The 19243-nt window shown below is 69.2% G+C and carries 17 protein-coding genes; 10 read left to right on the forward strand and 7 right to left on the reverse strand.

What is annotated here, in order from left to right; all coding sequences use genetic code 11:
- Positions 1-29: 29 nt before the first annotated feature.
- The 7 genes from pyc to PKE78_RS01365 all read right to left on the reverse strand — a co-directional run bounded on the left by pyc (position 30) and on the right by PKE78_RS01365 (position 10824).
- On the reverse strand, positions 30-3494 hold the full coding sequence (gene pyc, locus PKE78_RS01335) for a pyruvate carboxylase (RefSeq protein ID WP_271199043.1): 3465 nt from the start codon (positions 3492-3494) through the stop codon (positions 30-32).
- Between the two features lie 103 nt (positions 3495-3597).
- A complete protein-coding gene (locus PKE78_RS01340) occupies positions 3598-4179 on the reverse strand; it encodes an SCO family protein (RefSeq protein WP_271199044.1) in 582 nt (193 codons plus the stop codon).
- Entirely contained in the window at positions 4176-6086 is a 1911-nt protein-coding gene (locus PKE78_RS01345) for an RICIN domain-containing protein (protein ID WP_271199045.1), read from the reverse strand. The genes PKE78_RS01340 and PKE78_RS01345 overlap by 4 nt, the downstream gene beginning before the upstream one ends.
- 115 nt (positions 6087-6201) lie before the next feature.
- Positions 6202-7485, reverse strand: a complete 1284-nt coding sequence (locus PKE78_RS01350) for an OpgC family protein (RefSeq protein WP_271199046.1) — start codon at positions 7483-7485, stop codon at positions 6202-6204.
- Between the two features lie 151 nt (positions 7486-7636).
- Entirely contained in the window at positions 7637-9028 is a 1392-nt protein-coding gene (locus tag PKE78_RS01355; protein WP_271200042.1) for an MFS transporter, read from the reverse strand.
- A 53-nt stretch (positions 9029-9081) separates the two neighbouring features.
- Complete coding sequence (galE, locus tag PKE78_RS01360) at positions 9082-10077, reverse strand: UDP-glucose 4-epimerase GalE (RefSeq protein WP_271199047.1); 996 nt, start codon at positions 10075-10077, stop codon at positions 9082-9084.
- Between the two features lie 87 nt (positions 10078-10164).
- Positions 10165-10824 carry a Crp/Fnr family transcriptional regulator gene (locus PKE78_RS01365; protein ID WP_271199048.1) on the reverse strand — a complete coding sequence of 220 codons (660 nt, stop codon included), beginning with the start codon at positions 10822-10824 and terminating at the stop codon, positions 10165-10167.
- 192 nt (positions 10825-11016) lie between these two features.
- Between PKE78_RS01365 and PKE78_RS01370 the strand changes: the two genes are divergently transcribed.
- The 10 genes from PKE78_RS01370 to PKE78_RS01415 all read left to right on the forward strand — a co-directional run bounded on the left by PKE78_RS01370 (position 11017) and on the right by PKE78_RS01415 (position 19236).
- Positions 11017-11916 (forward strand): hypothetical protein, encoded by a 900-nt coding sequence (locus tag PKE78_RS01370; RefSeq protein ID WP_271199049.1) that lies wholly within the window; start codon positions 11017-11019, stop codon positions 11914-11916.
- Between the two features lie 100 nt (positions 11917-12016).
- Complete coding sequence (locus PKE78_RS01375; protein WP_271199050.1) at positions 12017-12811, forward strand: response regulator; 795 nt, start codon at positions 12017-12019, stop codon at positions 12809-12811.
- 93 nt (positions 12812-12904) lie between these two features.
- Positions 12905-13483, forward strand: a complete 579-nt coding sequence (locus PKE78_RS01380) for a Dps family protein (protein ID WP_271199051.1) — start codon at positions 12905-12907, stop codon at positions 13481-13483.
- Between the two features lie 139 nt (positions 13484-13622).
- Positions 13623-13847, forward strand: a complete 225-nt coding sequence (locus PKE78_RS01385; RefSeq protein WP_271199052.1) for a hypothetical protein — start codon at positions 13623-13625, stop codon at positions 13845-13847.
- Between the two features lie 168 nt (positions 13848-14015).
- Complete coding sequence (locus PKE78_RS01390; protein WP_271199053.1) at positions 14016-14219, forward strand: NepR family anti-sigma factor; 204 nt, start codon at positions 14016-14018, stop codon at positions 14217-14219.
- Entirely contained in the window at positions 14216-14767 is a 552-nt protein-coding gene (locus PKE78_RS01395) for a sigma-70 family RNA polymerase sigma factor (protein ID WP_271199054.1), read from the forward strand. Before PKE78_RS01390 ends, PKE78_RS01395 begins: the two co-directional genes overlap by 4 nt.
- Positions 14768-14810: 43 nt before the next feature.
- On the forward strand, positions 14811-16166 hold the full coding sequence (locus PKE78_RS01400) for a sensor histidine kinase (protein ID WP_271199055.1): 1356 nt from the start codon (positions 14811-14813) through the stop codon (positions 16164-16166).
- Positions 16167-16225: 59 nt separating this feature from the next.
- Positions 16226-18040, forward strand: a complete 1815-nt coding sequence (locus PKE78_RS01405) for an ABC-F family ATP-binding cassette domain-containing protein (protein WP_271199056.1) — start codon at positions 16226-16228, stop codon at positions 18038-18040.
- 22 nt (positions 18041-18062) lie between these two features.
- The gene (locus tag PKE78_RS01410) at positions 18063-18878 is read left to right on the forward strand and encodes a TrmH family RNA methyltransferase (protein WP_271199057.1); all 816 of its coding nucleotides are present in this window, start codon (positions 18063-18065) and stop codon (positions 18876-18878) included.
- 70 nt (positions 18879-18948) lie between these two features.
- Positions 18949-19236 (forward strand): hypothetical protein, encoded by a 288-nt coding sequence (locus tag PKE78_RS01415; RefSeq protein ID WP_271199058.1) that lies wholly within the window; start codon positions 18949-18951, stop codon positions 19234-19236.
- Positions 19237-19243: the final 7 nt, after the last annotated feature.

Raw genomic sequence — 19243 nt, forward strand, 5'->3', positions numbered from 1 at the left:
CTCCCGCGCCGCGGCGGGAGGGCTTCGCCTCATTCCTCCACGACGACGAGCAGATCCTTGGCGTCTACCGGCGATCCCGGCGACACCAGCACCTCCTTCACCACGCCTCCGCGCTCGGCGTGGATCGAGGTCTCCATCTTCATGGCCTCGATCGAGAGCACCACGTCGCCGGCCTCGATCTTCTGGCCGAGCTTCACCGACACGGTGGAGATGACGCCCGGCATGGGCGCAGCCACATGTCCGGGGTCGCCGGCGTCCGCCTTGCGGCGCGCCTCCCGCGCGGCGGCGGAGCGGTTCGGCACCTTGATGATGCGCGGCTGGCCGTTCAGCTCGAAGAAGACCTTCACCTGGCCTTCCTCGTCGGTCTCGCCGACGCCCAAGTTGCGGATCACCAGCGTCTTTCCGCGCTCGATCTCGACCGGAATTTCGCCGCCGGCGCCGAGGCCGTAAAAGTAGATCGGGGTCGGCAGCGCCGAGACCGGGCCGTACTTCTTCTCGGCCTGGGCGAAGTCCGCGAAGACCTTCGGATACATGAGGTAGGAGGCGAGATCGAAGTCGCTCGGCTCGCGCTCGATCTTCTTGGCGAGTTCGGCCCGCGCGGCGTCGAAATCCACCGGCGGCATCAGCGCGCCGGCACGGCCCTCGATCGGCTGCTCGCCCTTCAGCACCTTGGACTGGATGCCCTTGGGGAAGCCGCCCGGCGGCTGGCTGAGCTCGCCCTTCATGAGCTGGACCACGCTTTCGGGGAAGGACACGTCCACCGCCGGGTCCTCGACGTCCGCTCGGGTGAGCCCGGCCGAGACCATGGAAAGCGCCATGTCGCCCACCACCTTGGAGGTCGGCGTCACCTTCACGATGTCGCCGAACATGTCGTTCACGTCGCGATAGGTGCGCGCGACGTCGTTCCAGCGGGTCTCCAGCCCCATGGAGCGGGCCTGCTCCTTGAGGTTGGTGAACTGGCCGCCCGGCATCTCGTGCAGATAGACTTCCGAGGCCGGCGCCAGCAGGTCGTTCTCGAACGCGGCGTACTGGGCGCGCGCCTGCTCCCAGTAGAGCGAGATCGCCCGGATGGCGTCGAGGTCGAGGCCGGTGTCCCGCTCGGAGCCTTTGAGCGCCGCCACGATGGAGCCGAGGCAAGGCTGGGACGTCATGCCGGAGAAGGCGTCCATGGCGGCGTCCACGGCGTCCACGCCGGCGTCGATGGCGGCGAGCACGGTCGCGCCGGCGATGCCCGAGGTGTCGTGGGTGTGGAGGTGCAGCGGGAGGCCGGTCTCCTCCCGGAGCGTCTTCACCAGCAGCCGCGCGGCGGCGGGCTTCAGCAGGCCCGCCATGTCCTTCAGGCACAGCACATGGGCGCCGGCCTTCTCGAGCTGCTTCGCCAGATCGACATAGTATTTCAGGTCGTATTTGGCCCGCGACGGGTCGAGCACGTCGCCGGTGTAGCAGATCGCCGCCTCGCAGATTTTTCCGGCGTCGATGATCGCCTCCATGCTGACGCGCATGTTGTCGATCCAGTTCAGGCAGTCGAACACCCGGAACAGGTCCACCCCGCCCTTCGCCGCCTGCGCGATGAAGAACGCCACCGCGTTGTCCGGATAGTTGGCGTAGCCGACGCCGTTCGAGCCGCGCACGAGGCACTGCAGCAGCAGGTTCGGCGCGCTCTCGCGGATCTTGGCGAGGCGCTCCCACGGGTCCTCGGTCAGGAAGCGCATGGCGACGTCGAAGGTCGCGCCTCCCCAGCACTCGAGGCTGAGAAGCTGCGGGAGGCCCGACGCGTAGGACGGCGCGGAGGCCGCGATGTCGAAGCTCCGAACCCGGGTCGCCAACAGCGACTGGTGCGCGTCGCGCATCGTGGTGTCGGTGACCAGCACCCGGGACTGGGCGCGCATCCATTCGCCGAACGCCTTGGGCCCCAGGCTCTCCAGAAGCTGCCGTGAGCCGTCTGCCGGCTCGCCGAACCGGGGCGCGGAGGGCATGGGGATGCCGTCCTTCGGCTTCGCGCGGCCCTTTGCCTCCGGGTGGCCGTTGACGGTGACGTCGGCGATGTAGGTGAGCAGCCGCGTGGCGCGGTCCTGCCGCTTCTCGAACGCGAACAGCTCCGGCGTCTCGTCGATGAAGCGGGTGATGGTCTCGCCCGCCAGGAAGGTCGGGTGACGCACCACGTTCTCGAGAAAGGCGAGGTTGGTCGCGACGCCGCGGATGCGGTACTCGCTGATGGCGCGCTGCATGCGCAGGCACGCCTCCTCCGCCGTCGGCGCCCAGGCCGTCACCTTCTCCAGCATGGGATCGTAGAACCGGGTGATGACCGCGCCCGAATAGGCGGTGCCGCCGTCCACCCGGATGCCGAAACCCATGGCCCCGCGATAGGCGGTGATGCGGCCGTAGTCCGGAATGAAGTTGTCTTCCGGATTTTCGGTCGTGATGCGGCACTGCAGGGCGTTGCCGTTGAGGCGGATGTCGCCCTGCGCCGGCACGCCCGACTCCGGCGCCCCGATCGCCGCGCCCTCGATCACCCGGATCTGCGCTTTCACGATGTCGACGCCGGTGACCACCTCGGTCACCGTGTGCTCCACCTGGATGCGCGGATTGACCTCGATGAAGTAAAATTGGCCGCTGTCGGCGTCCACCAGGAACTCGACCGTGCCGGCGCCGAGATAGTCCGTCGCGCGGGCGATCTTCAGCCCGCTTTCGCACAGGGCGGCGCGGCCCTCATCGTCGAGGTACGGCGCAGGGGCGCGCTCCACCACCTTCTGGTTGCGGCGCTGCACCGAACAGTCGCGCTCGAACAGGTGCACGGTGTTGCCGTAGCGGTCGCCGAGAACCTGCACCTCCACATGCCGGGCGCGCTCGACGAGCTTCTCCAGATAGACCTCATCCTTGCCGAAGGCGGCCTTGGCCTCGCGCTTGGCGTTGGTCACCTCCCCGATCAGCTTGCCCATGTCGCGGATGACGCGCATGCCGCGACCGCCGCCGCCCCAGGAGGCCTTGAGCATCACCGGCAGGCCGATCTCCTCGGCCGCCTTGCGGATGGCGTCCGGATCGTCGGGCAGCGGCGGGGTGGCCGGCATCACCGGCACCCCGACGCTTTCGGCGAGGTTGCGCGCCGCGACCTTGTTGCCGAGCTTGCGCATGGTCTCGGGCGACGGCCCGATGAACAGGATGCCGGCTTCGGCGCAGGCTTCGGCGAACTCCGGGCTTTCCGACAGGAAGCCGTAGCCGGGATGGATCGCGTCGACGCCCGCGTCGGTCGCGACCCGGATCACCTCAGGGATCGAGAGATAAGCCTCAAGCGGCCCCATGCCCCGGCCGACCTGGTAGGCCTCGTCGGACTTGAAGCGGTGGAGCGAGAGCTTGTCCTCCTCCGCGTAGATCGCGACCGTGCGGATGCCGAGCTCCGCCGCGGCCCGGAACACGCGGATGGCGATCTCCGAGCGGTTGGCGACCAGCAGCTTCTCGATCTTGCGGGGCGGGACGACGGTCTGGGCGGCGTTCATGCGCGCAGGCTCCTTCTTGCCGTCGGCCGCGTGCTGCGACCGCGAAGGCGGCATTCTCGCAATTGCGGCATGGCATGCAAGGGGCGGCGAGCCTCGCGACCGATCAGCGGGCCGCGACGGCGGCGATCCGCTTGGCGAGGCGCTCCGGCGGATCGGAGAACGGCGCGCGGTCGGCCACCACGCCGTTCGCGTCGACCAGAAACAGCGCCGCGGTGTGCTCGATCGTGTAGCCGCCGTCCGCGAACGTCCGTTTGCGAGCGACGGCGCCGAAGGCGGCGGCCGCTTCCGCGAGCTGCCGCGGCGTTCCGGTCAGCCCCACGATGCGCGGATCGAAGCTCGACAGGAAGACCCCGACCGCCTGCGGCGTGTCCCGCTCGGCGTCGAGGGCGACGAAATAGACGCGGAAGCCGGCCGCCTTCTCGCCGAGGCCGCGCAGCGCCAGCGTCACGTCGGCGAGCGTGCTCGGACATATGTCCGGGCAGTGTGTGAAGCCGAAGAACACGCCATAGGCCGCTCCGTCGAGATCGAGCCCGTCGACCGTCCTGCCGTCGACCGCCGTCAGCGTGAACGGCCCCGGCGTCATCACCAGAGCGGCGGGCGGTGGCGGCGGCGACTGTGGAGCGGCCTCGGCCGCGACCGCGAACGCGGCCATCGCCAGCAGGACCGCGGCGGCCCAGCGTCTCACTGGACGCGGACGATCTTGGCGATGCTCGGCACGCCGGCCTTCGTCATCGCGAACAGCATCCAGTCGCCCGGCAGCAGCACCCCGCGGTCGCTCGGCAGCCGGAGCGTATAGGTCGTTCCCCGCGTCGCCTCGATCGGAATCGAGATGCGGCGCTGGTCGTTGTTGACCGAGTGCGTCACCGCATTGAGACGGATCATGGCGAAGGACGCCACCTCGCGGTCCGTCGTCACCGATACTCTCGCGCCGTACCCGGCCGTCGCGGGCGTCGTGGTGATCGCCGGCCGGACGGCGGGGGAGCCGTCGGCGTTCAGTAGGTAGGGCGGCGTCAGGATCTGGGCGTCGGGATGGTTGGTCGGGCAATCGCCGCACAGGCCGCCGCCGCCGACCCAAACACGGCCGTCGAGCATCAGCGTCGCCACGCTGTGGTAGTTGCGCGGGATCGTCATCGCCGCGAGGCGCTCGAAGGTCCCGGTCCGCATGCGCCAGATCTCGGGGATGTAGACGCCGCGGTAGTCGCTGAAGAGCTGAGCGTAGTTCTGCCCGCCGATCACGACCACGTCGCCGGTCGGCAGCACGACCGAGTTGACGAAGGCGCGGGCGAACGCCATCGGCCGCTGCTTGGCGACCTTCACCCGGGCGAAGGGCCCTTCCGCGAAATCGATGCTGTAGACGCCGTCCACGGCGCGGACGAGCTCGTAGGCCGGCGCGCCGCCGAGCTTCAGCAGCTTGCCGGCGTCGTACATCACCACGTTGCCGTTCATGGAGTAGACGTCGTCGCCGCGCGGCCCCGCGGACTTGATCGCGCCGCCGCCGGTGGTGCGGATCCAGTTCATGTCGACGCCCGGACCGGCGTGGAACGCGTAGCCGAAGCTCGACCCGAACAGCCACATGTGGTTGTCGGAGCGATAGATGCCGCCGGGGTCGTTCTTCGCCGCCAGCGCCTCGGCCGGCACGCCTGGCAGGGTGCGCCAGCCGCGCGCGGGCGACCAGATCTCCCCGAGCTTGCCGCCCTCGCCGCCGCTCCACGAGCCGCCGATCGTCAGCACTTCGCCGGTGCCCAGAACGGTGTCGCCCTGATAGCCACGCGGCACGTTCATCGGCGCGCCCGTGGTCCAGACGTCGGTCGCCGGATCGTAGATGGACGTCTTGGCGCTGGACGAGCCGCCGTTCACGAGGATGCGGCCGTCCGGCAGCGTCGCCGTGCCGGGACAGAACATGTCGTGCCCCGTCGACGACACCAGCCGCTCGGTCGAGCGGTTGGTCGCGGGGTCGTAGAGCGCGCTGTAGGTCTTGCCCTGGTCGCCGCCATAGGCGAAGCGATCATAGGCCGACCAGACCAGGATCTTACCGTTGCGCAGCGTCGCAGCCGCGACCGGCACGAGCGGCAGCGAGATCTTGGACGACCAGGCCGAGGGCTGCGCGCGGCCGTAAAGGGTCCATTTTTGGCTGCTGGCGCCGCCGCAGGGGCGTTGGATCAGCAGCCCGCCGTCGTCGATCGAGGCGTCGCGCAGGTCGACGCATAGACCGCCGACCGTGACGAGGCGCACCCAGCTCTCGATCGGCTCGGCCCGGAACACCTGCTTCCGCGAACCGTCGCACACCGCCTGGTTGACCGAATGGCCGTCCTGCGTCGAGGCGTCGATGATCTCTAGGCAGCGGCCGCTCGCGGCGTTGCGGATGACGTAGTCGCTCTTTGCGCGCGTCAGCGTCCAGCGCTGCTCGCGCAGGTCCTTGCAGGGGTACTGGACCGCCCAGATCCCCGGTTCGGCGTTCCCGCGCGGGATCTCGACGCACATGCCGCTGTTGCGGTTGACGAGCAACGTGTCGGGCTGAGTCTGCGCGCGCGCCGACGGGGCCGCGCAGAGGACGATGAGCGTCAGCAGAGCGCTGCCGAGTGCGCGGAGCATGGGCGTTTCCCGAGACACGCCCAATGGCGCGACCCGAACGCGATACCACCGCCAACCGTAAAGAACCATGAAAGCGGAACGCCGAAACTCGGCCTCCCGCTGTCCTCCGTGGCGGCTACCGGGCCTCCGGCACCGCGCTCGGCGCGGTGGCCGTCGGAGTCTGGGGCTTGGCCGCCGCAGGTTCCGGACGCGGCGCCGAAGGCCGCGGCGGAGACACGCGCTTGGTCGTGCGCAGCTCCTCGGTGGCGAAAGCGAGCGCGATCAGAATCGCCGCGCCGCCGAGCGAGAACGCGATCTGCACGGCCGCGCCGTGGCCGAACCAGTCGAACACGCCGTGGCTCGCGGCGGCGAACACCGTCGACAGCACGAACAGCGGCAGGCTTTGGCGGCCGATCAGCACCATCGAGCGGCCGAGGAAGGTGGAGCCTAGCCGGCTTTCGCGCCGCACGAACAGCGACGCCAGATGCGCCATGGCGAGGAAGTGCGCGAGCCGCACCGGCGAGGCGTTCGCCTTGTCCGCGATGTCGGTGATGATGCGCAGCGGTCGCCACTCGTAGAGCCCGAGGGTCGCCCAGGGGGCCGCCGCAATGAAGGCCACGATCACGATGGTGATCGACAGCGCGATGGTCGCCGGCGCCGCCATCAGATCTCGAAACCACGCCTCGCCGCGGGCGAGGAAAGCCGCGAAACCTGAGAGGAACACCGCCTGCCAGGCGAAGGGATTGAACGTCCAGAGCCGCGTGTCGGGATAGGACGACAGCGTCGCGCCCGAGATCTGCGCCCAGCTCCAGACAACCACCGCGAAGCCGACATAGAACGCCCAGCGGTCGCGGAACGCGGCGAAAAGCACGCCGATCATCAGGGTCAGGATGATGTAGAGCGGTAGGATGTCGAGCAACGGAGGCAGATAGCCGAGGGTCGCGAGCTTCGGCAGCACGGTCTCGGTCGCCACCAGGAACGGGCGCACGAACAGGTCGCGCTCCATCACGCTGGAGCCCGCATATTCCCGGTAGAGCACGGCGAGCGTCGCGATCACCACGAAGGCGGTGATGTGGTGCAGGTAGAGCGAGAAGGCGCGCTGGACGCCGTAAGGAATCGCCATGATGGGGCGATCGAGGAACTTGCCGGTGAACATGCTCGCCATGGCGAAGCCGGACAGGAACACGAACAGCTCGGCCGAATCCGACACGCCGAAGTTCTTCGTCGTGAGCCAGCTCATGACGTTGTCGACGGTGTGATTCCAGAAGATGAACACGATCGCGAGACCGCGCCAGAAATCGAGCCGCCAGTCTCGGGCCGAGACAGGCGCGGCGCCGCTGGGGTGCTTGGCCGGCGCGGCCCCTGCGCTGGACGATGCGGCCCGTTCGGACTGCGGAACGCCTGCCGCCTGTTCAGCCATGGGGTCTCCTCGCCGTCGGCGACCGACGCGCTTCGGACATGGGTGTACGTCGCGCCGAATCAGCCGGCCCGCGCGCAAACGGCTAACGCCGCACTGTGGCGAAGGTTGCTTCGGCCGGCCTGATCGCGCAAGGCGCAGCGACCAACGGCCGCTAACCGACCCTCGAGATCGGAGCGGCGACGTCCTCGAGCGAGCGCCCTTCCGCGTCGACGCCGTAGCGAAGCGCCGCGAGCCCCGCTCCGATCATCATCGCGGCGGCGAAGGCGTAGCCGCCGAAGATCGGCCAGCGGTCGGCGCCGCCGATCAGGACGCCGAACACGTAGGGCGCGACGACGCCGCCGAGCGCGGTTCCGATCGCGTAGAACGCCGCGATCGCGAGCGCGCGCACCTCGAGCGGAAAGACCTCGCTCGCGGTGAGGTAAGCGGAGCTGGCGGCGGCGGAGGCGAAGAAGAAGATCGCCGACCAGGCGAGAGTCTGCGTCACGGAGGTCAGCGCCTCGGCCGCGAACAGCCAGCCGGTCGCAAGCAGCAGCGTCCCGGAAATCGCGTAGGTGAGAAAGATCATCTTTCGCCGGCCGACGGTGTCGAACAGCGGCCCAAGCACGATCGGCCCGACCACGTTCCCGAGCGCGAACGGGATGAGGTAGAGACCGACATGGCCGGCGGCGACGCCGTAGAATTTCGTCAGCACCAGCCCGTAGGTGAAGAAGATCGCGTTGTAGAGGAACGCCTGCGCGGTCATGAGCGCGAGCACCAGCGCCGAACGGCCGCGGTAGTCGGCCAGCATCGCGCGGAACACGACGCCCAACCCGAACACGCGCTGCGGCCGGATCAGAATCGATCCCGTCGCCGTCGGCAGCGGCGCGTTCCGCTCGGCCTCGACCTCGCGCTCAATCTCGGCGGTGACCGCATCGGCCTCGGGGATGCGGTCGTGGGCGGCGAGCCAGCGAGGGCTCTCCGGGACATGGCGGCGGGCGAACAGGATCAGCAGGCCCAACGCCGCGCCGATGCCGAAGCCGAGCCGCCAGCCGAGATCCGCGTCGAACAGGGCTTCGTCCAGCAGCGCGACGCTGCCCATGGCGCCGAGCGCAGCGCCTGCCCAGAAGGTGCCGTTGACGATGAGCGCGATCCGTCCGCGCAGGCGCGCCGGCATCAGTTCGTCGATCGCCGAATTGATCGCCGCGTACTCGCCGCCGATGCCGACGCCGGTGATCAGGCGGAAGACCGCGAGGCTCCAGACGTCCCAAGCGAAGGCCGAGAGCGCGACCCCGACGATGTAGACGCCGAGCGTCGTGAAGAACATCAGCTTGCGGCCGAGCCTGTCGGTCAACCAGCCGAAGCCGAGCGCGCCGGCCACCGCGCCGACGAGGTAGAACGAGGCCAGCATGCCGACGTCGGCGTCGGTCAGCCCGAGAGCGTCCGGGCTCTGGAGGCGCGGGGCGAGCGCGCCGACGATCGTGACCTCGAGACCGTCGAGCGCCCAGGTGACGCCGAGCGCCACGACGACGAGCATATGGAACCGCGACCACGGCAGCCGGTCCATCCGCGCCGGAATGTCGATCGCGACGGCCTTTCGGCCTGCGAGCGACGGCTCGCTCACGCGGCGGCGCGCCGCGCGCCCGCGAGGCTCGCCTCCCATGCGAGTGCGCTCGCCACGATCGCGTCGAGGTCGTCATGCTCGGCGCGCCAGCCGAGCGTGGCGCGGATGCGCGAGGGATCGGCGACGAGCGAAGCTGGGTCGCCGTCGCGGCGCGGCGCCTTCCGCACCGGGAAATCGACGCCGGACGCCCGTTTCACCGCCGCTATGACCTCCTTCACCGAGGCGCCGCGCCCGTAGCCGCAGTTCGCTACGAAGCTGTCGGCCCCATCCGCGAGGTGGTCTAGCGCCAGGACATGGGCCCGCGCCAGATCGGAGACGTGGATGTAATCGCGCACGCAGGTGCCGTCGCGCGTGGGGTAATCCTCGCCGAAGCAGTCGAGATGACCGCGCTGCCCGAGCGCCGTCTGCGCGGCGACTTTGATGAGGTGGGTCGCCCGCGCGCCGGACTGCCCCGCCCGTCCATGCGGATCGGCGCCCGCGACGTTGAAATACCGCAGCACGCCATAGGACAGGCCGTAGGCCACGCCAGCGTCCGCCAGCATCCGCTCGGTCATGAGCTTGGAGGCGCCGTAGGGGGACACCGGGTCGAGAGGCGCGTCCTCCGACAGCGGCTCGGACGAGGCCTCGCCATAGACCGCGGCGGTGGACGAGAACAGGAAGCGTTTTACGCCGCCTGCGACGGCGGCGGCGATGAGCGCGCGCGAGCGCACGGTGTTGTTGAGATAGTAGTCGATCGGGTCCGCCACCGACTCCGGCACCACGATCGAGCCTGCGAAATGGGCGATCGCCTCGACGTGGTAGTCCTTGATGACCTGTCCCATCAGGGTCTCGTCGCCGACGCAGCCCACCACCAGCGGCACGGCCGCCGGCACGGCGGTCCTGAGCCCCGTCGACAGGTCGTCGACGACGACCACGTCGCGCCCCGCATCCTGCAGCGCGAGGACCATATGACTGCCGATGTAGCCGGCTCCGCCGGTGACGAGAACGGTCATGACGATCTCCCAAAGAGTTGAGCGATCGAAAATCGGCGTCTGTCGCCACACTTCAAGCCGGGCGCGACGAAATTCACGCAGTCCCGATCAGATGATCGGACGCGGCGCGATGTCTTTCTCGAAATGCTGGGCCAGCCGCCCCACCGCACGGGGATTGTCGAGGGTCAGGCGGCCGTCGGCGATGCTGAACAGTCCGCTGGACTTCAATTTCGCCAGCGTTTTGTTGGTGTGCACGAGCGACAGGCCGAGCGCGTCCGCGATGTGCTGCTGCGTCAGCGGAAACGGCATCGAGTTGTCGCGCACGGCGCCGAGCGTCTCCATGCGCTTGTAGAGCGAGGCCACCAGGGCCGCGATGCGCTCGGCGGCGTTTCTCCGGCCAGCGCTCAGCAGGTTCTCGTCGACGAGCGCGACCGTTTGCGCCCCGAGCCAGGTCACGTCGTAGGCGACCTCAGGCATTTTTTCATAGAGCTGCCAAAGCTTGCGCCGCGGGATGACGCACAGCTCCACATCGGTGAGCGCGACCGCGCCGTGAAGCGCCTTTTCGAACAACGAGGCCTGCAGCCCGATCAGGTCGCCCGGCAGCGCGAAGTTGAGGATTTGGCGACGGCCGTCGCTGAGCTCCTTGTAGCGGAAGACCCAGCCCGAAAAGACCGTGAAAAGCTCCGCGTCGTCCTGCTCCGGCAGAATGATGTCCGCGCCTTCGGGCAGCCGCAGATGTTCGGTCTTGAGCGTCTCGATGAAGCGCACCTCTTCGTCGCTCTTTTGCCGAAACGCGGGGCGACGGCGCAGCGGGCACGAGGCGCAGCGGATGAACATGACGGCGAAAACTCACAGCGCGGAAGCCGCGAACCGGCGGCCACGGATCATCGGGTCCATAGAACGTCGCCACTACGTCAAAACACATAGGTCGGCCGCGCGATAGGCGATAAATCCCAATGCATGATCCGTGATCCCGCATTATCCACCCATGACGACAGCGCGGCCACCGGCGCGGATGCGACGGCGCGCCTGGTGCTCTTGGCGGACGCGACGGGGCCGGATTTCGTCGTGCTGGCGGCGAGCGCCGACACGTCGCCGGCCGTCGCCGGCGCGCCCCTGCAGGTGGCGCTGCGAGGGAGGCTGACCTCCGAAGAGGAGGTTCTGCTCGCCGCCGGGCTCGCGGCCGGCGGCGCCTTCAGCCTGGAGACGTTCGGCTCCAAAGCCGGCGCCATGACTCTGACGGCCGCGCCGGTATCGGGTTCCGGCCGCGCGATGGTGGTCGTGACCATCGAACCCACGCTGGCGGGGAGCCTTTGGCATCGGTTCCGCAATCAGGTCCAGAGCATGACGAGCCTCGCCGCTCTTCAGGCGCGCAGGCTGCCTCCCGGCCACGGCCAGAACGCGCTGATCGACCTGCGGGCGCGCTTCGAGGCGCTGACGGCCGAGATGCCACCGGAGGCCGACGCCGTCGCCCGCGTCATCGAACGGGTCGTCCAGCTGTTCGATCCGCTCCGCAGGCGGGAGACGGTCGTCACATTGTCGCCTTTGCCGGCCATGTCGCCGCGCCGCGCCGCGCTTCACGCGCAGGTCGCCACCGAGCTTGCGATCGACCTGTTCCGCTGCGGCCTCGGCGAACGGCCGGGTCGGGGCGCACTGTCGGTCACGGCGACGCCGGACGGCGGCGTGAGCCTGCGCGGGGAGACGGGCGCGCCGGCGGCGGCCGCCGCGACCGGTTCGGTCGAACTGGGTCTCGCGCTCGCCCGCAACCTCGTTGAAAGCGCAGGCGGCAGCTTGGTGCGCCAGACCGAGCCGACCTTCCGGGTCGAGGCGCTGATCCCCCCGGAAACGGCTACCGGTTGACAAGCTTCGCAGGGGCTTGCTCACTCCGCGTCCCGCCATATTTCGACCCCCGGGCGTGCCGCCCGATCGGAACAGTAAACGACGTCTGGAATCGCGCGTCATGGCTCTCGCCGACACCATCGCTCCCCATCTGCCTTTTCTTCGCCGCTACGCCCGCGCCCTCACCGGACGGCAGGACAGCGGCGACGCGTATGTCGCCGCCGTGCTGAAGGCGCTGATCGCCGATCCGTCGATCTTCCCGGCGGACCTGGAGCCGCGCGTCGGCCTTTACGCCATCTTTTCGCGCATCTGGTCCTCGGTCGCTTTGAACGTCGAGACCGGCGCGGAAGCCGCCCACTCCGAGCGCAACATCGAGGCGCTGACCCCGCGCTCGCGACAGGTGTTCCTGCTGGTGTCGGTCGAGGGCTTCACCCCCTCGGAGGCGAGCCAGATCCTGAACCTGTCCCAGGCCGAGATCGCGCGGGCGATCGACGACGCCGGCCGCGAGATCGCCGAGCAGGTCGCGACCGACGTGCTCGTGATCGAGGACGAGCCGATCATAGCGATGGATCTTGCGAAACTGGTCGAGGGCCTCGGCCACCGGGTGGTCGGCACCGCCCGCACCCATACCGAGGCGGTCGCAATGGCCGCGAAGACCCGGCCGGGCCTTGTCCTCGCCGATATCCAGCTCGCCGACGGCAGCTCGGGGCTTGACGCCGTGCGCGAGATGCTGCCGCAGCTCGAGGTCCCGGTCATCTTCATCACCGCCTATCCCGAGCGCCTGCTGAGCGGCACGCGGCCGGAGCCGGTGTTCCTCGTGACCAAGCCGTTCCAGGCCTCGACCGTGAAGGCGATCGTTAGTCAGGCGCTGTTCTTCGGCGCTCGCGCCCGCAATCCGGATCGCGCCGCGGTCTGAACGCCCAGGCGAGGGACCGGTTGTCAGCGGCCCCTCGCATTTTCGATCGCAGCCGGCGGTCCGCTGAAACCTTCCCCGTGATTCTGCGTTGTCGTGTTGAAAAATCCGCCGAACGGCGGCCGTCGGGCGAAGCCGGACGAGAACGACACGACAGGGCAGACCATGGCGAAGGCGAGCAACGTCCTCAACGTAAGACCGAAGGCGGCGAACGTTTCGACCGGCATCGCGGATGACGACCGGAAGGCCGTCGCCGACGTTCTGAGCGAGATCGTGGGCCAGACCTACCGGGTGCTTCTGCGATCGCAGGTGGTGCACTGGAACGTCGTGGGCCCGCTGTTCCAGCCCGTCCACGTCCTGACCGAGCAGCACTATTCCGAGATGTTCACAGCGATCGACACGCTGGCGGAGCGCATCCGTGCGCTTGGCGCGCCGGCGCCGAGCGCACGCGTGACCGCGGGTCTCGACAAGGCGCTCTCGCTCGAAGGTCGTCCCACCGTCAAGGGGATGGTCGAGGAGCTCGTCGAGGATCACGAAGGTCTCGCCCGGCTGATCCGCGAGGGCGCGGAGCACGCCGAAGAAGCGAAGGACTTCGTCACCCACGATCTCCTCGCCGCGCGGCTCGCGTTCCATGAGAAGGCGGTGTGGATGCTGCGGGCGACGATCGCAGACTGAACTTAGAGCAAAAAAGAGCACGCGGAGGCGCGACATGGCCTATGTTTCGCATGGTGCGTATCGTTCGTATTCCCTCGATCGCCGCTTCGTTGCGCGTCCGGCGGTCACGTCGTGGACGGCGGCTGGAGCGTTCGTCGCCGTGATCGGCGCGATCGCGCTCCTGACGCTCTCGGCAGGCGCGCAGCATGCGTCAACCGGCAAGGGCGACCGGCTCGCGTCCCCGGTCGTCGCGACGACCCAGGCGACCTCCGCCGCCATCCCCAACGGAGTCGTGACGAACGTTTCGTCCCGGACCACGACGGTCGCCAAGGGCGCGGCGTCGTCGTTCCATCCCGCGTCGCCCTACGCGCAGGACTTCAAATGAACATTCGCCCTGGAGCATGCGGTGTAGCGCTCTAGGTGTGTATTGTGCTGACCACGCAAGCGCGCGGCGATTTGGCTTATGGAATATTGACGTTTATGCGCCATTTCGGCTGATGGCGCCTACCGATCTAGATCCGGCGGCCGGCGGGCTCCGCCGAGGGACCATGAAATGAGTGAACGAAAGACCGCAGAGACGGAGGTGGATCAAGATGTGCAGGCGCATATCGGCCGCCAGCTTCGTGCGGGATATGTCGACATTTTGAATCAGCCTGTGCCGGACCGATTTCTCGAATTGCTGGCCGAGCTCGACAAGGCGCAGGGCGCTGCGGAGCGGCCGGACGACGACGACATTCGTCAGAATGGCTCTCGATGACTGCGGCGCCTCCGCGGCCGCCGCGCGACGAGCTTGTCACCCATATCCCAAGCCTTCGCGCTTTCGCAGTGTCGCTGTCCGGCCAGGTCGACCGGGCTGACGATCTCGTCCAGGAGACCTTGGTCAAGGCGTGGCGAAACCTCTCGAGCTTCACCGAGGGGACCAACATGCGGGCGTGGCTCTTCACGATCCTGCGCAACGTCTACATCTCGGACATCCGCCGCCGCCGTCGGGAGGTTCAGGACACAGACGGCGTTTTCGCCGAGAGCGTGTCCGTGCCCCCGCAGCAGAACGGCCACATGGATCTCGCGGACTTCAAGGCCGCGCTGGCCGATCTGCCCGAAGAGCAGCGCGAGGCGTTGATCCTGATCGGCGCAGCCGAATTCTCTTACGAGGAGGCGGCGGAAATCTCGAACTGCGCCGTCGGCACGGTGAAGAGCCGCGTCAACCGCGCACGCAACGCGCTGGCGAAGAAGCTCAACATCGATACGTCCGAAATCGGGCTGGAGCCGACCCTGCGCGCAGCGTTGGGGTCTTCCGTAGGGTAGTTGACGGCCGGCGCACCCTCTCCTGCGCCGTCGCGGTGATGTCGTGTTGAAGACGCTGCGCGCGAACATCGCGCTTCTCCTGATCGCAGCCAATTTGCCCGTGATCGCGCTCGCGGTCTGGATCGGCGTGCGCGATTTCAGGGCTGCCGACCTTGCCGATCGCGACCGGCTTGTGCAGGCCGCCGAGCTGGTCGCGGCGCGCGCCACCGCGTTTCCCGTCGCCCGCGAGCCGTTGTCGGAACAGGCGCGTCGGGTCATCTTCCAGGACCGCGGCTCGCGGGCGATGATCTCGGTCGCGATCCTAGACGCCGACGGCCGGGTGATCGCGGAGGACGCCGAGGCCCCGCTTGGCGGCCGATGGCTGCCGGCCGGCGCCCTTCCGGACAAGCGCCTCCCCTCCGACGAACGCATCCTGAAAGGCCGCGGCGCGGATGGCCGCGCTTACCGCTACGCCGTGGCGCCGATCGAAAGCGCGGCCGCGCGGGTCGTCGTCGCGACGCCCTTCGATTTCACGGGCCGCAGCCAGACCCAGTGGCTTCTGCTCGCGCTCGGCCTTCCAGCTTTGATGAGCCTGCTCTGCGTCGGTTTGGTCCTGTTCGGGATCGAGCGCTTCGTGCTGCGCTGGATTCGCGCGCTCCGGGTCACCGCCGAGGCCTATCAGGGCGGCCGGCTCGATGTGAAGGCCACCAAGCTCGACGGCGCCCCGGCCGAGCTGGCGCGACTCGGAGACGCGCTCGACGCCATGTCGGCCCGCGTCGACGAGCGCTCCAACGCGCTGCAGGCCGCCGTCGCCGACCGCGACACGCTTCTGCGCGAGCTCCATCACCGGGTGAAGAACAACTTCCAGATGATCGCGAGCCTGCTCGCGCTCCAGCGCCAGGAGGCGCCTCAGTCGCTGTCCGCCGTGCTGCGCGCTCCGGAAGACCGCGTCCGCGCCATGGCCGCCGCCTACAAGGCGTCCTACGCCCGCGGCGAGATCGGTCATGTGGACGTCGCCACGCTGGTGCGCGACGTGGCGCTGCAGGCGCGCGATGTGGGCTCCGAACGCGCGTTCGACGTGTCCGTCACGGTCGCGAACGACATCGGCGAGATCGACCTCGACCGGGCGGTGTCCGTCGCGCTGCTGTCGATGGAGCTGCTCACCGCGGCCGGCGCCGCCGGCTCCACCGCCGCCGTCAGCGTGTCGCCGTGCGAGGACGGCCGCATGATGCTGAGGATCGCTGCCGACGCGCCGGGATGGCTGCCGGCGACCGGCCTGTCGATGCGCCTGATCCGCGCCTACGCCGACCAGCTCTCGAGCGCCATCGAGGACGACGGCGCGGGCGTCGTGGCCTTCGCTTTCGCGCCGGCGTCCGACAAGCCCTCCATCGGCATGAAGCCCCGTCAGGCGACCGGCTGAGGCCGCGGCGCCGGCCCGCCCGCTTGCGGGGCCGCGGCGCCTCGGCGTAAGCAGCGCGGATGGCTCCTCCTCCCCTGCTTCTCCTCAAGGACATCCGCCTCACCTTCGGCGGCTCCCCGCTGCTCGACGGCGCAGAGATCTCGGTCTCGGCCGGCGAACGCCTCGGCCTCGTCGGCCGAAACGGCTCGGGCAAGTCGACGCTGCTGAAGATCGCGGCCGGCCTCGTCGAGGCCGACGACGGTGCGCGCTTCGTGCAGCCCGGCGCGACCATCCGCTACCTGCCGCAGGAGCCCGACCTCTCCGGCTTCGCCACCACCCGCGCCTATGTGGAGGCGGGGCTCGCGCCCGGCGACGACGAGCATCGCGCGTCCTACCTGCTGATGGCGCTCGGCCTCACCGGCGATGAAGCGCCCGCCACCCTGTCGGGAGGCGAGGCGCGGCGCGCCGCGCTCGCCCGCACGCTCGCGCCCGAGCCGGACATCCTGCTGCTGGACGAGCCCACCAATCATCTCGACCTGCCCGCGATCGAATGGCTCGAAGCCGAGCTGAAATCGTCGCGCTCCGCGCTGGTGTTGATCAGCCATGACCGACGCTTCCTCGAGAACCTGACCCGCGCCACGCTCTGGCTCGACCGCGGCCGAACCCGCAAGCTCGAGAAGGGGTTCGGCGCCTTCGAGGCCTGGCGCGACGAACAGCTCGCGCAGGAGGAGCTCGAGCGTCACAAGCTCGACCGCCAGATCGAGCGCGAGAAGGACTGGCTGCGCTACGGCGTCACCGCCCGGCGCAAGCGCAACATGGGCCGGCTGCGGGCGCTCGACGATCTGCGCGAAAAGCGGCGGACGCAGCGCAAGGCGCAAGGGTCCGTCCAGCTCACCGTGACGGAGGGCGCGACCTCCGGCGCGCTGGTCGTGGAGGCGAAGCGCGTCTCGAAGGCCTATGACGGCCGTCCCATCGTGGCGGATTTCTCGACCCGCATCGCCCGCGGCGACCGCATCGGGCTCGTCGGAGCCAACGGCGCCGGCAAGACCACTCTGCTCAATCTGCTCACCGGAGCGCTCGCGCCCGACGACGGCGTGATCCGGGTGGGCGCCAATGTCGAGATCGCGACCCTCGACCAGAAGCGCGCCAGCCTCGACCCCTCGACCACGCTGCGCGACGCGCTGACCCATGGCCGCGGCGACACGGTCGAGGTCGGCGGCCAGACCAAGCACGTCGTGTCCTACATGAAGGACTTCCTGTTCGACCCCGAGCAGGCGGGCTCGCCGCTCTCCGCCCTCTCCGGCGGCGAGCGCGGCCGGCTGCTGCTCGCCCGCGCGCTGGCGCAGCGGTCCAACCTGCTGGTGCTGGACGAGCCGACCAACGACCTTGATCTGGAGACGCTGGATCTGCTCCAGGAGATGATCGGCGAGTACCCCGGAACGGTGATCCTCGTCAGCCACGACCGGGATTTCCTCGACCGCACCGTCGACGCCGTCATCGCCTCCGAAGGCGGCGGCCGCTGGCAGGAATACGCCGGCGGCTACGCCGACATGATCGCCCAGCGCGGCCGCGGGGTGGACGCGCGCGGGCCGGCCGCGGCGACGGCGTCCGAGAAGCCGAAGCCCGCGGCCTCCGCCGCCCCGCCGACGGCGCGAAAGAAACTGTCATTCAAGGACCAGCACGCGCTCGACACGCTGCCGAAGCGCATCGAGGAGCTGGAGGCGGAAATCGCCCGGCTCGCCGCGAAGCTCGCCGATCCGCAGCTTTACGCCAGGGACCCGAAGGCCTCCGCGAAGACGAGCGACGACCTCGCGAAGGTTGAGACGGAGAAGGCCGCGGCGGAGGAGCGCTGGCTGGAGCTTGAGATGATGCGCGAGGAGTTGGCGGCGGGGTGAGGCCCGCTTCCGGAACGCTGAGATGATCGCCATTCACGATCCCGACGATCCGCGCATCGCGCCCTATCGCGCCGTGCGCGAGCGCGACGTGACGGGGCGCGGCGAGCGCTTCGTCGCCGAAGGCGAGGTGGTGCTGCGTCTGCTGATCGAGGGCGGCCGCGGCGCGCCCCGCCGGCACGTCGCCGAAAGCCTGCTGATCGCGGAGAATCGGCTCGACGCGCTGGGCGAGCTTCTCGCGAAGCTGCCTCCGGAGGTCCCGGTCTACGCGGCGGGCCAGAGCGTGATGGACGCGGTGGTCGGCTTCCACATCCACCGCGGCGTGCTGGCGATCGCCCGCCGCGCCGCGCCCGAGACCGCCGCCGCCCTGCTGGCCCGCCTGCCGGAACGGGCGCTGGTCGTCGTCCTTGTCGGCGTAGCCAACCACGACAATGTGGGCGGAATTTTCCGCAACTCGGCCGCCTTCGGCGCCGACGTCGTGCTGCTGGACGAGACGAGCTGCGACCCGCTCTATCGCAAGGCGATCCGCGTGTCGGTCGGAGCCAGCTTGATCCTGCCCTTCGCTCGCGGCGGATCGGGCGGCGACCTGCTCGACGCGCTGGACGCGGAAGGGTTCTCGACCGTCGCCCTCAGCCCCGCGGGAACGCGTGACATCGCGGAGATCGCCCCCTCCCCGCGCACGGCGCTGCTGCTGGGCGCCGAAGGCCCCGGCCTTCCCACGGCGCTCATGGCGCGGACGACGACGGCGCGCGTGCCGATGGCGGCCGGCTTCGACAGCCTAAACGTCGCGACGACGAGCGGCATCGCGCTCTACGCGCTGAGCAGGCGCATGCAGTCATAAGCACAGCTACGGATTGCGCAAACGCGTCGCCGCGCGACAGTGTCGACCTGGATCTCCGGGGGAGGGTGTCATGCGCATGAGGACGCCAGGATCGCGGCGGGCGCTGGCCGTCGCCATCGCTCTGCTCGCGGGCGCGACGATGGCCGAGGCGGGCCACACTAAGATCAAGCGAAAGGACGGCTCCAGGGTGGACATCGTGACGACCGGAAACGGCACGATCGCCAAGACCTACGATCCGTCAGGCAAGCTTACGGGCAAGAATACGCACTCCGATCTCAGCCTGCAGGCCGGCCATCAGGAGGCGATCCGGCTCTACTCCAAGCCCGGCGACGCGGTGTCGACCGACTGGAGCCAATAATCGCCGG

The organism is Methylopila turkensis, from assembly GCF_027922325.1.
Lineage (GTDB): Bacteria > Pseudomonadota > Alphaproteobacteria > Rhizobiales > Methylopilaceae > Methylopila > Methylopila turkensis.

Coding starts and splice junctions, on each gene's coding strand:
- pyc (WP_271199043.1), bottom strand. CDS start 3,494: ATGAACGCCGCCCAGACCGTCGTCCCGCCCCGCAAGATCGAGAAGCTG.
- PKE78_RS01345 (WP_271199045.1), bottom strand. CDS start 6,086: ATGCTCCGCGCACTCGGCAGCGCTCTGCTGACGCTCATCGTCCTCTGC.
- PKE78_RS01350 (WP_271199046.1), bottom strand. CDS start 7,485: ATGGCTGAACAGGCGGCAGGCGTTCCGCAGTCCGAACGGGCCGCATCG.
- PKE78_RS01355 (WP_271200042.1), bottom strand. CDS start 9,028: ATGGACCGGCTGCCGTGGTCGCGGTTCCATATGCTCGTCGTCGTGGCG.
- galE (WP_271199047.1), bottom strand. CDS start 10,077: ATGACCGTTCTCGTCACCGGCGGAGCCGGCTACATCGGCAGTCATATG.
- PKE78_RS01370 (WP_271199049.1), top strand. CDS start 11,017: ATGATCCGTGATCCCGCATTATCCACCCATGACGACAGCGCGGCCACC.
- PKE78_RS01375 (WP_271199050.1), top strand. CDS start 12,017: ATGGCTCTCGCCGACACCATCGCTCCCCATCTGCCTTTTCTTCGCCGC.
- PKE78_RS01390 (WP_271199053.1), top strand. CDS start 14,016: ATGAGTGAACGAAAGACCGCAGAGACGGAGGTGGATCAAGATGTGCAG.
- PKE78_RS01395 (WP_271199054.1), top strand. CDS start 14,216: ATGACTGCGGCGCCTCCGCGGCCGCCGCGCGACGAGCTTGTCACCCAT.
- PKE78_RS01405 (WP_271199056.1), top strand. CDS start 16,226: ATGGCTCCTCCTCCCCTGCTTCTCCTCAAGGACATCCGCCTCACCTTC.
- PKE78_RS01410 (WP_271199057.1), top strand. CDS start 18,063: ATGATCGCCATTCACGATCCCGACGATCCGCGCATCGCGCCCTATCGC.
- PKE78_RS01415 (WP_271199058.1), top strand. CDS start 18,949: ATGCGCATGAGGACGCCAGGATCGCGGCGGGCGCTGGCCGTCGCCATC.